Source organism: Enterococcus raffinosus (assembly GCF_018917525.1).
GTDB lineage: Bacteria > Bacillota > Bacilli > Lactobacillales > Enterococcaceae > Enterococcus_A > Enterococcus_A raffinosus_A.
Window position 1 is genome coordinate 21,249 of the sequence record NZ_JAHLOS010000027.1, and the last position, 12,205, is coordinate 33,453.

A 12,205-nucleotide genomic window follows, 5' to 3' on the forward strand; every position below is an offset into this window, starting at 1 on the left:
GTTTGAGTTTATTTTCACTTTTTTCAAGTGTATATATACGATTAGCATAAAACGAAAGAGTAACGATTTAGCTGGATATCTCGTTTAGGAGGCGGTATATCAATGTTTTTATATTAATTCAATAAATTAAAAAATATTATTGAAATGTATTTGTAACATTTCTTTTATATGCATGATATATCGCTATGGTAGAATTACATCTGACGTTATGCGATCTAACATTTTAAATCTACATAATAGCCGGAGGAATAATTAGTGAAAAAGAGTTTATTATCAGCATTGTTGGTATGCACAATCGCAGTATCAGCAGTACCGAATATTGCACTAGCAGATAATTACGATCAACAGATCCAAGAAAAAGATCAAAAGATCAGTGAATTACAAGGAAAACAATCTGGTGTTCAATCACAAATTGATGAATTAACAAGCGAAATTGCAACAGTTAGCGGAAAAGTGAAAGACTTAGAAGCGAAACAAGATCAATTAAATAAAGATACAATGAAATTACAAGAAAAAATTGCCATTTTAAAAGTACGTATCGCAAAACGTAACGAAGTCATTAAAAATCAAGCACGCGATACCCAAGTAAAGGGACAAGCTTCTAGTTATGTTTCTGCTGTTTTAGAAGCAGATTCATTATCAGATGTCATTGGGCGTGTTCAAGCAATGTCAACCATGGTGAAGGCGAACCATTCATTGATGGAACAGCAAAAAGCCGATGAAAAAGCGGTTGAAGCAAAGGTTAAAGACAATGAAACAAAGGTTGCTGAAATTCAAACAAACCAAAAAGAATTAGAAGCACAAAAAAATGAAATTGCAAACAAACAGGCTGAATTGAATGTTGTGAAAGCAAACTATGCTGCAGAACAAGCAACAGCTGAACAAGATAAATCTAAATTGAAAAAAGAACAAGAAGCTGCTAAAGCAGAACAAGCTCGCATCTTGAAAGAACAAGAAGAAGCAGCAAAAGCTCAAAAAGCTGAAGAAGCACGCCAAGCGAAAGAAGCAGCGAAAGCTCAAAAAGCCTTCGAAGAATCTCAAGCGAAAGCTGCTGCAGAACAAGCAAAAGCAACGGAAGAAAGTTCAACAGCCTCTTCTACTGAAGCATCATCAAGTGCCAGTGAAGAAAGTTCGACTTCATCTTCTGCAACAGTTGAAAAAACTGAGCAATCAAGCACAACTGAAACATCAACACCAGAACCAACACCTGCTCCTGCTGCAAGTACCGGCGGAAACAAAGTCGATCACACTGGTTCAGGCAACATGTATGCAGTAGGTCAATGTACATGGTATGTTAAAAACGTGGCACCATGGGCTGGAACATACTGGGGGAACGGATGTCAATGGGGTGCTTCAGCTGCTGCTGATGGATTCCAAGTAGATGGCACACCTGCTGCTGGTTCGATCGTTGTCTTCGCACAAGGTCAATCAGTTGGAACATGGAATGCTGATCCATCATACGGACACGTTGCCTATGTTCAATCATACAATGCGTCAAACAATACAATCACTATTACTCAAGGTGGTATGGGCTTCCCAACACCAACTGGACCAAATACTGCGACATTAAGCGCAGCTGGCTTACAATATATTCATCCATAAGGATTAGACAAAGAGCTTCCGAGAAATCGGAGGTTCTTTTTTTTGATCTGAAATTTTGAAAATAATTGATTCTGACTTTTGTTCCGCAATTAATCCTTTTTTTTAAAACTTATAAAGTTTGTGTTTGTTTCAGCTTAATAGGAACCTCCCATTATTTGCTAAAATAAGCTTGAGAGACAAAATACTGACTGCTTCATTTGTACGTTTATGAGTCGCCCTTATTATCTAAAAAGGAGGATATTATGAAGAAAAAATGGCTGTGGTTTGGTGCAACTGCGACACTGTTGCTGCTTTCGGCTTGTGGGAAAACGGAGGATGCTCCCGCTACAAAAGAGGATCATCAGAAAGATGCATTGGTGGTAGATACGAAGTTTGGTCCAGTCAAAGGACAGGAAAAGGAGGATGTTATTAGTTTTAAAGGGATTCCGTTTGCCGCACCTCCGGTTAATGAGCTACGTTTTTTGCCGCCTGAAGATCCGGAAAAATGGACGGAGACGTTGGCGTGTACGGAATTTCGACCTTCAGCTGTCCAGGTTGTTAAAAAGGATGAGGGGCTTACCTACGATGAAGATTGTCTTTATCTGAATCTTTGGAAACCCGCTGAACCAAAAAAAGAGAAGCTGCCGGTTTTAGTTTTTATTCATGGAGGTGCTTATACGCAAGGAAGCCCTGCGAAGTCAATGTATGATGGCACACGTTTTGCCAAGGACGGCGTGATTCAAATCAATATTCCTTATCGCTTGAGTGCGCTTGGTAATTTATCTTTTCCAGAGGTCACTGAAAAGTATGGAAATGTCGGAAACTTAGGCACGCTAGATCAGATTAAGGCCTTGGAATGGGTCAAAAAGAATGTGGCGGCGTTCGGGGGTGATCCCGAAAATATTACGATCAGTGGGGAGTCGGCAGGCGCCTTTAGTGTTTCGAATTTAGTGATGAGCCCCTTAGCCAAAGGACTTTTCCAGCGAGCAATCATGGAAAGCGGCGGTATCATGGGACAGCCGATGGTCGTTCCTAAGAGCACAGGTGATAAACAACAGGCCTTAGAAACTGCAGAGGCTTTTCGCAAACACTTAGGGATTGAAACATTAGCCGAAGCGCAGCAGCTCGATCCGCAAGTATTGGCAAAGGAGAGCCAATTTAGTATTGATATTACAAACGTGACAGATTATAACTTGTGGCCGACTTTTGACGGAAAGGTTCTTCTGGAAAATCCTTATCAAGCATTGCAAGATGGAAATTATAATTCAGTCGATCTCCTAGCCGGGTATAACACAGATGAAGGAACGATGTTTACTCCTGAAGGTGTCAGTGAGGAAGACTATCAAAAGATGATTCGCTGGACCTTTGGCGATCAGGCCGAGGAAGTGTTGACAAGATATCCAGTAGACGATGCGCATAGTGCGACACAGCGAGCTAGAGATGTCTTCTATTACGCTATGCGGATAGGCAGTGAAAGTTTTGCCAATGAGATGGCGCAGCAAGGGAAGAATGTCTACTATTATAACTTTGATTTAGATATGCCGAAACTAGATGAGCAGGGATTAGGAACCGCTCATGCGATGGAGCTCTTTTTCGTTTTTGATACTGTGCCTAAAGAGATTGAATTGACACAGGAAAAAGCGCAATTTAAAGAAGAGCTGCATAATCGTTGGCTGAACTTTATCGTCTCAGGTGACCCAAATCAGGGAGAAAAGGTCGAGGTTCAATGGCCTAAATACACCTTTGAGGAACAAGAAATTCTCGTCCTAAATGAAAAAAGTGAAGTTCGTCAACGACCAAATCAAGAAGATGTCGATTTCTTTTTACACAAGTTTTGGTAGCAGCGATTGAAACTGCTCGGAGCATCCCCATAACGAAGCATCTCCGCCAGATCCTTTGGCGGGGATGCTTTATTAAAAGTCGTTAGTAATTAGAGGTAAGGCAGCAACGCTTGAAAAAGCAGCGCACTTGAAGCAGCACCAGGGTCAATATGACCAATGGAGCGTTCACCTAAATAAGAAGCACGGCCTTTTTTGGCTTGCATTTCTTTTGTCTGCTCCTTCGCGGCTTCAATGCGGTCTTTGGTTAATTCGGAATGTTTGAGCGCTTGAACAACTGAATCCCAAACGTCTACCATCGTTTTATCATCAGGTTGGGCTTTTCCTCGCGCTTGAACACCGGTTAAGCCGGCTTCTAGCAGCTCTCCTAATTGCTCTTGGCTCGTGATTTCGGTGATATCCTTCGTTGCTTTGGTCAAGTTCATGAAGGCCGAGCCATATAATGGACCCGAGGCGCCGCCGACTTTTGAAATCAAAGCCATGGATAGTATTTTGAAGGTGTCGCTGATTGTTGCGGGCTGCTTTGCTTCAAAAACCTGCTTATATTCATTCATTCCTCGCGCCATGTTGTTTCCGTGATCGCCGTCACCGATTGGCGTATCGAGTTCACTTAAATAGTCTTTATTTTCTTCGATCAACTGACCAAAATCCGACAGCCAATCCTGAATTTCTGTTACGGTTATGTTCATGCTCTTACTCCTCATTTGTGTTAGTGTCCTTAATTATAAGTCTGATTCTTAGGCCATAGACTCAATGTTAAGCAAACGTTGCAACGTTTGCTTTTTAGTAGTCGGCTTGTTACCAAGAGATGGTAGCGACCTCAGCCTTCAAGGCTTTTTGCCAATTCGCGTCAGCCAAATCAATGAAGGTTAGTGACAGTCCCTGCATGTCAATCGAAGTCATATAATTGCCGACCTTATGGAAGGAAACGTGAATATTCTCTTGTCCTAATAGAGTTAGGACATCGTTGATAAAAATGAACTGCTCCATCAGCGGTGTTCCGCCCATGCCGTTGACTAAAACCCCAATCTCTTTTGGTTTCTGATCGTAGGCAGCAAGCACTTTTCCAACCATTTCTTTTGCGAGGTCTTCTGAAGAACGAATTTTTTCTCTTCGATAGCCTGGCTCACCATGGATTCCCACGTCAAATTCAATTTCATCCTCCGCGAGAACAAAGCCAGGTTTACCAACTTCGGGAACGGTCGCAGCTTTTAAGGCCACCCCGATAGTTTTCGTCGCAGCTACCACACGATCACCAAGTTCTTTTAGTTCAGTTAACGTTGCGCCATTTCTAGCAGCATCCCCAAGGATCTTATGAACTAAAACCGTTCCAGCCACGCCACGTTTACCGGCTGTGTAGGTACTGTCTTCAACGGCGATATCATCGTCTACCACCACCATTTCAATCGGAATATCGTTCATTTCCGCTAAGTCTTTTGCCATTTCAAAATTTAAAATGTCGCCAGTATAGTTTTTGACAATCAAGAGTACGCCTTGGCCTTGGTTTGCTTCATTGATCGCCATTTCGATTTGGTCGGGCGTTGGTGAAGTGAAGACATCTCCTAAAACAGCCGCGCTAAGCATACCGTTACCAACAAATCCAGCGTGAGCCGGTTCATGACCGCTTCCGCCGCCAGACACGAGACCGACTTGCTTCATCGCATCATTTTTTGCGATAACACGCGAATCGTCGACTCGATGGACCAGACTGGGATAGCTTTTGACAATCCCACTTAGCATTTCTTCAATAATATTTTGCGGTTCATTGATAATTTTTTTCATCTTAATTCCAGCCTTTCTTAGGAGCATTCTGTGCTTCCGCTAGGATATGCTCGAAGTCATCAGAGAGACTTGCGGTAATACCAGCCGCAAAGGCACCTTCGACTAGTGGTGCATCGACCAATACATATTTGGCCTGCTGAGCTTCCTCCAACATATCAAAAGCCAACTCTGCACTTAAAACGGCACTGCCAAGATCAGCAAAGACGAAAAACTTGTCGATTGACGGTGCTTCGTTTACAGCATCAACAATTTTCGTCGGATCACTGCCTAATTCACCCTCAGAGGTACCGCCCAAAGAAAAAATTTGCAGCGACTCGCTTTGCGCCATTTGTTCGATCATTTCTTTGATACCATCGGTGATTTTTTGACTATGAGAGATTAATAGAATTGCTTTGTTCATAAAAAGGTGCTCCTTCGTCCAGTAATTGGATAATTCAATTACATGTGATGTTTTTCTTTGTAAGCTTGACCGATGCGATCGGCAACGATAATGGCGTTGGCAACTTCTTCTTCCACGATCGGGAAGGGCATTGAATGGATCGATTCCTCAGGGATTGAAGCGATTTTTGCGACTTCTAGAGCTTCTTCAAAGGTGATCGAGTCTACACCAAGATCGGCTAAGGTGAGCGGTAGACCGATTGCTGCCATAAAGTCCATGACGGCAGTAACTTCAGCAGTATCCGCATCTTCTAAAACAAGCTGTGCCAATGTTGCAAAGGCGACTTTTTCGCCGTGAAGATAATGGTGCGTTCCTTCGAGCACGGTCATGCCATTGTGGATTGCATGAGCAGCTGCTAAACCGCCGCTTTCAAAACCTAAGCCGGAAAGCAAAATATTGGTTTCAACAATCTTATTCAAGGATTCAGTCACTAAGTCTGCATCACAGGCGATTTTTGCATTCAAACCGTCTTCTTGCAGGTGCTCCCAACAAAGCTTTGCCATAGCTAATGCGGCATAGGTGCCGCTGGCAGGAGGTGTTAGTCCTTCACGGGAGCCCATTGGCAAGCTTGCGTTGACACGAGAATAGGAATTGTGAGTAGCTCGTGCTTCAAAGTAAGTCGATAGTGCGTCGCCCATTCCGGCAACAAGAAAACGAGTAGGTGCTTTAGCGATAACCTTCGTATCGACTAAGACAACGCTCGGGCTTTGCTTGAAATACGCATAATCATCAAAAGAACCGTCAGCATGATAGAGAACGGCAGAATGTGAAGTAGGCGCATCTTGAGCGGCGATCGTCGGAACAATAATTAATCGTTCACCTTCAGCGACGACTTTTGACGCATCAATCGCTTTGCCGCCGCCTAAGCCGATGATGCAGTCTGTTTGTTTTTCCTTGGCGATGGCTTGCAAGCGTTGGGTTTCTTCACGAGTTACTTCTCCATTGAATCCGCCTTCAATAAATGAAATATTGAATTTTTCTGCGGTCGCGTCTAATTGTGGACGAACGCGTTTGACATCATCGGGATTGGCGATCAATAAGGCGCTCTTGCCGAAGGTTGAAACAAAGTAACCTAAATTTAGTAATTCGTCTTCTCCTTGAACGTATTTTGTTGGTAAAATCAGTGCTTTTCTCATGGGATGAATCCTCCTTGGTTTTATTTACAGGCTAATCATAAAGCGTTATCATAAAAAATACATTGAACTATGTTACCGTTTTCTTATATAAATCAATTGATCTATTTTGCGAAATAGAATTATTTTGTGATTTTACAGAAAAGTTCTATAATGCATTCGAGAGGTGAGTATGTGAGTGATACGCAATTTGATATTGAGCAGGTGTTAGATTTAAATAAATGGGAGTCCGTGCAGGAGAGCATCGCGCTAGCCACGCATTTAGCGATTATTTTAGTCGATTTTCGGGGAAAGCCGATTACTAAGCACAGCCAAGTAAAGCCATTCTGTCAATTGGTTCGCAGCCATCCGGAGCTCTCGGTTCATTGTGAAAAATGTGATTCGAGAGGCGGATTAGAGGCGGTTCGGACAGGACAGCCCTTCATCTATCGTTGCCATTTCAATATTGTCGATATGGCGATCCCGATTATGATTGACAGTCGGTATGTAGGAGCGATCATGGCAGGGGAGATCTTGTTAGAAGAGGGGCAAGAGGAGCTTGAGCAGGTTTTGCAGCTAGAAAATCAAGCGTTTTTGAAAACGTTTAAAGAAGAGCATCAGGATTTAATAGCTCAGTATCCAACGTTTACTAAAGAGGATTTGCGGAAATCAGCTGAGATGCTTGAAAAGATCAGCGAGTATATCGTCAGTGAAGCAATTAAGAAGGATTACTTGATCAAGGCTTATAAGCAGACACTGCGGCTTACAAAAAGAGAGGTTTCAATTGAAAAAAATGCGCTGGATTTGGAAATTGTCCAAAACGATATTCAGCATTCGAAGCTGGAGAATCGATTACAGGAGTCTAACGGGGTCTATTTAGCTAAAAATACGGTGTTGCAGCCGGCGATTGATCTGGTATTTGAAAACAAGGAACGCCATATTGATCTGGGCACACTGGCGACTGTGACGAACGTTTCGCTAAGTCATTTAAGCCGGTTATTAAAAGAGGAGTTTGGTGAACCCTTTAGTAAAATATACGGCAAGCTTAAGGTTTATTGGGCGCAGCAATTATTAGAAACAACGGATTGGTCAATAGGTGAAATCAGTGATGCTCTCGGGTATGTGGAGCCAAGCTATTTCGTTCGCAGCTTTAAAAAAATCACCGGAATAACGCCCCTAAATTATCGAAAAGAAAACTTTCGATCTAGCGAAGTATTAGTTGAGCGCTTGAAAGAGAAATAGGCATCATAGGAAGGACTGGATAATTTCCTTTATCCAGTCCTTTTTAATTATAAGGAAAATATAAAACTTTCACATGAATGAATCGCTTTACAGCGGGTATATCCATGTCCGGCTTCACGAACTAGCTTTACGGCAATAAGCAAAAATATTTCGAAATTTGAGAAGCACCGAGGAGGTACCAATCAACATCAGTTCTCTTTAATCACTGTGTTTCTTGGCAATTTAGAAATATTTTGGTCTTATTGCTGAGACACACAGTGATTGCTTGCAGAGCTGATGTGGAACAGTACCTAACTGGTGCTCAAAAGCTGAGCGAGTTCGCGAAGCCTTTCTTATGCAATACGGGAATCACTATCAAAGTTTTGGAATTTCGGTATAATGAACAGGTATGATTTTTTTACATAGAAGGGACTATTGATAGATGCTTACAAAGCTTTCAAATTACATAAAATCCGATTTAATCGAGGCGGACATAAATGCAGGAAAGGATCAAGATACCCTGCAGCAATTGGTCGCTCAAAATGGCGGTCATGCCTTTAGTGAAGATCAGCTGGCAGCGATTCGTTTTCCGATGCAGACGCATTTACGGATTATTGCTGGTGCCGGAAGCGGCAAGACCCAGACGATTTGTGCCAAAGCAGCTTATTTAGTGCTGGAAAATTCCGTTGATCCTAAGACGATCATGATGTGCACCTTTTCTCGCAAGGCGAAGCTGGAAATGGAAGCGCGGGTCAATCACTATTTGGGCGGCTATGCCCGCATCAGCGTTCAAACCTTTCACGGATGGTTCAATGCCGAGTACAATGAGTTAATCCGTCAATTTCCCGCAGCGAAGCAGTGGGGAATCGTAGGCACGATCGACGAAGAGCACTATTATCAAACTGTCAATCAATTGATCAAAAAATATCGCTTGTATAATTTCGATAAATTTGAAGAACGTCCGATTGTTTCCCGGATTAGTTATTGGCGGAATATGGGGTATTCCGATCAGGAGATGGTGGATTTTGTTGCGCAGCATTTTGATCAGGAGGAGCTTCTGCTAAATCAAAAGCTGAGTGTGGTTTTTCAACAATTTTTGGCTGAGTTGGAGCTGTTGAAAAAGAAGGAACAATTTATTAATTTTGACGATATGTTGTACAATCTCAAGCTGATTTTGGAAAACGACGAGGCAGCACGCAACTCTTTACAGGAAAAATACCGCTATATATTTATTGATGAATTTCAAGACATCAATCCATTGCAAAAACAAATCGTGGCGTTGATTTGTCCCCCTGACAAAACGGCTGAAGAGAAAAATTCAAGAAAACTGATTATCGTTGGAGACGACGATCAAAGTATTTATTATTTTCGCGGAGCCGAACCGAGCTATATCAAAGCGTTTGAACAAGAGTATCAGCAAACATCCTTGAAATTAATGACCAATTATCGTTCGGAGGCACCGATCGTCGAAGCAGGGAATCGACTGATTCAACACAATGCTCATGACCGTTTAGAAAAAACGATGATCGCAAATAAAACGACAACGGTACATGACTGCTATGCCATTGGTTTTTCTGATGACGAGGAAGAAGCCGCGTGGATTGGAAGAAAAATCCAAGAACTGGCGAAAAATACGCCGCTGAAAGATGGCAGTCCTGATTATCGGGAGACGATGGTCCTGTACCCAACCCGGGTGCAATTGCGTTCATTATTGAAGCAACTGAAAAAACAAAAAATTCCCTTTGTGACGCCAACCAATGATGATTTACTGGGAATCTTCGGTTTACCCTTGTTCAAAACCCTTTTTCAACAATTGGACATGCTGGCGGCAGCCACGACGATTCAGCAAAAAAATGAAGCACTAAAAAAAATTATCCAGCAATACGCCTTTTATCATTTCATCAAATTTGGTGCCAGCGCCACATTCAGCGAGGAATTATTCAATCAAAATAAATTCAAGATTAATGATCTCGTCGCTTTTTTAGTCAGTGAGCGTAAGCTGTCTCAGGCAGCTCAAAATCAAGCGAAGCAATTCTTTAAGCAAATCTATTTGTTTTATCAAGGTAAACAGTTAGAGCTTGCTCCGTTATCAGCTGCCTTACTTTCGACACCGAAATTCAAAAAGGAGTTGAGTGAAGAAGAAGCCGGCTGGCTGAACAAAGAATTAACGGCAGCTGGCGATTGGCCGGGACTTTTGGCAGCTTACCAGCAGGCTAGTGAGCAAAATCAAGGGATGAAAAAACGCCTGAATGATTACGATCAGGATAAATTGAATGCTGTTTATCTGCTATCGATTCACGCTAGTAAAGGACTAGGTAAGAAAAATATCTTCATCAAAGGGGTGTACCAAGATGCGTTGCCAAACCATCATACAGTCAAAAAAGCTGAGTGTGATCTGAAGAAGGCCAAGGAAGAAGCTGCTCCGCCTACTACAATCGAAGAGCAGCGTCGTTTGATGTATGTTGCCATCACTCGCGCGAAGGAAAACCTCTATGTGACCTACCCTAAAACGGTCAATAATAAAGCAACCGAGCCGTCCCCCTTTTTAAAAGAAGCGGGACTACCGCTCAAAGAAGACCCAAAAAAATAGTATAATGAAGGAAAACGGGAGGGCTTATGGACAATTTGAGAATCGAAGTAGGGAATGGCGTTCATTTGCGAGCGGCCAGCAGCTATATCCGCCTACAGGTCTTTGTTTTAGAAAGATCCTTGGCCTTATCTGATGAGTTTGATCAAAAGGATCAACCAGATACGATTTACAGTGTGCTGTTTGATGAAGCCCTTCCAGTGGCGACGGCTCGTTTTTTACAAGAGGATGAACGTGTTGCCCGGATTGGTCGTGTAGCAACCTTGAAGGACTATCGAGGCAAGCAATTAGGCAGCGGTGTCGTTAACTCGCTGGAAGCCTTGGCAAAGGAAAAGCAGATTGAACGACTAATTATTCACGCGGAATTAACAGCGGCCGGATTTTACGAAGGTTTGGGATATTGTAGCGTGGGAAAGCCCTACGACGAGGATGGCGTACCTTGTATTACATTGGTAAAGCAGCTTTAGAGTGATCGAGTGAAAGGATGGACAGGTGATGGATCATCAAGAACAAGCAATGACTTATTTTCAAGCAGGTCGTAACTGTTGCCAAGCGGTTGTCGGTGCTTATTGTACGGAGTTGGGGATTACTGAAGCGAAAGCAAATGAGCTTGCGACAGGTTTCGGCGGCGGCAATTATCAGGGGTTGTGCGGTGCTCTAGCCGGGACCTATATAGTAGCTAATTATTTGAAGGGGACACCAGAAAACGCTGATCCTGCTAAATGCAAAGACGATGAGGCTGGCAAGTTGATGGTGGAAATGACCCAGGACTTTGAAGGAGCCTGCGGTTCGCTTTATTGCACCAAGCTGCTGGGAAAACGTCCTTGTTCTGACTATGTCCGTGCTGCGGTAAAAATTATTGACGAAAATGTAGCAGATTAAAAATAAGCAAGGAGCTGTGACAAAGGTCTTGTTACAGCTCCAGTTTTCGAATATTCGGTGTTCCAGAAGTAGCTTCTTCTACGCAAGCTCCGCATACAGTTACTGCTAAGTTTCACTAAGCAGAACTAGCATTCGGAAATAAGCCGAAATTTCTTGAAGTTGACCACTTCTGCCACAACCTCTTTAATTCATCCGGTAAAATAAACGAACACAAAAAGAGTTTGTCACCTCCAAAATATTATGTTACGATTTTCACTATCTAAATGTAGAAAATGAAAAAAGCTGAATGGAGGAGGATTCATAAGGTGAGTATTTCAATTATTCAAGAAATCAAAATAAATCTTGTGAATTATCTAGTCCGATGGAAAAAACAAATTGCCGCGGCTATAGCGGTTTTGGCCTTTCTTCTTTTGTTCACTGTCATTCAACGATCAACGCTGAATAATTCTGCTTGGCTGCAGGGAGATTGGAGGAATCAGTCAGTTGACTATTCATTCAAAGCAAAAAACAAAGGCTTTACTAATTGGAGTATCAAGTGTAAAGGTGCTCTGGCCCTAAAGCAAGCTCGAATAACGGTGAATTCTAATAAGAAACGCATCATTATGACGGATGATGGGAATACGGTAGAGTATCAGGTGACTAAGCTGGACCGCAACCATTTAAAGTTAGAAGTAATGAAAAACGGCAAGTCAAAAAATACCTTAAAACTGCAAAAAGAATAGATCAAGACCAATCATCCGTGAAGATGGTTGGTCTTTTATTA

11 protein-coding genes are annotated in these 12,205 nt (G+C 42.5%); 7 read left to right on the plus strand and 4 right to left on the minus strand.

Annotation, left to right across the window (positions count from 1 at the left end; genetic code table 11):
• Window positions 1-255: 255 nt before the first annotated feature.
• Together KQI58_RS15470 and KQI58_RS15475 are read left to right on the plus strand one after the other, a co-directional pair.
• A complete protein-coding gene (locus tag KQI58_RS15470; RefSeq protein WP_216409939.1) occupies window positions 256-1,602 on the plus strand; it encodes a CHAP domain-containing protein in 1,347 nt (448 codons plus the stop codon).
• A gap of 242 nt (window positions 1,603-1,844) precedes the next feature.
• A complete protein-coding gene (locus tag KQI58_RS15475; protein ID WP_216409940.1) occupies window positions 1,845-3,422 on the plus strand; it encodes a carboxylesterase/lipase family protein in 1,578 nt (525 codons plus the stop codon).
• A gap of 89 nt (window positions 3,423-3,511) precedes the next feature.
• Here KQI58_RS15475 and dhaL read toward each other — a convergent pair whose 3' ends face one another.
• The 4 genes from dhaL to KQI58_RS15495 all read right to left on the minus strand — a co-directional run bounded on the left by dhaL (window position 3,512) and on the right by KQI58_RS15495 (window position 6,776).
• Window positions 3,512-4,108, minus strand: coding sequence for a dihydroxyacetone kinase subunit DhaL (dhaL, locus tag KQI58_RS15480; RefSeq protein WP_216409941.1), 597 nt, complete (start codon window positions 4,106-4,108; stop codon window positions 3,512-3,514).
• Window positions 4,109-4,217: 109 nt separating this feature from the next.
• Entirely contained in the window at window positions 4,218-5,201 is a 984-nt protein-coding gene (gene dhaK / locus KQI58_RS15485) for a dihydroxyacetone kinase subunit DhaK (RefSeq protein WP_216409942.1), read from the minus strand.
• A gap of 1 nt (window position 5,202) precedes the next feature.
• Window positions 5,203-5,601 (minus strand): dihydroxyacetone kinase phosphoryl donor subunit DhaM, encoded by a 399-nt coding sequence (dhaM, locus tag KQI58_RS15490; RefSeq protein ID WP_216409943.1) that lies wholly within the window; start codon window positions 5,599-5,601, stop codon window positions 5,203-5,205.
• 38 nt (window positions 5,602-5,639) lie between these two features.
• Entirely contained in the window at window positions 5,640-6,776 is a 1,137-nt protein-coding gene (locus tag KQI58_RS15495; protein WP_216409944.1) for a glycerol dehydrogenase, read from the minus strand.
• 171 nt (window positions 6,777-6,947) lie between these two features.
• On the opposite strand from KQI58_RS15495, the gene KQI58_RS15500 reads away from it, so the two are divergent.
• The 5 genes from KQI58_RS15500 (at window position 6,948) to KQI58_RS15520 (ending at window position 12,164) form a co-directional block, all read left to right on the plus strand.
• Window positions 6,948-7,994, plus strand: coding sequence for a PocR ligand-binding domain-containing protein (locus tag KQI58_RS15500; protein WP_367397944.1), 1,047 nt, complete (start codon window positions 6,948-6,950; stop codon window positions 7,992-7,994).
• A gap of 421 nt (window positions 7,995-8,415) precedes the next feature.
• On the plus strand, window positions 8,416-10,563 hold the full coding sequence (locus tag KQI58_RS15505; protein ID WP_216409946.1) for an ATP-dependent helicase: 2,148 nt from the start codon (window positions 8,416-8,418) through the stop codon (window positions 10,561-10,563).
• A 26-nt stretch (window positions 10,564-10,589) separates the two neighbouring features.
• Entirely contained in the window at window positions 10,590-11,027 is a 438-nt protein-coding gene (locus tag KQI58_RS15510) for a GNAT family N-acetyltransferase (protein WP_216409947.1), read from the plus strand.
• A 28-nt stretch (window positions 11,028-11,055) separates the two neighbouring features.
• Window positions 11,056-11,442 (plus strand): C-GCAxxG-C-C family protein, encoded by a 387-nt coding sequence (locus KQI58_RS15515; protein WP_216409948.1) that lies wholly within the window; start codon window positions 11,056-11,058, stop codon window positions 11,440-11,442.
• A gap of 305 nt (window positions 11,443-11,747) precedes the next feature.
• A complete protein-coding gene (locus KQI58_RS15520; protein WP_216409949.1) occupies window positions 11,748-12,164 on the plus strand; it encodes a hypothetical protein in 417 nt (138 codons plus the stop codon).
• The last annotated feature ends 41 nt before the right edge of the window (window positions 12,165-12,205 follow it).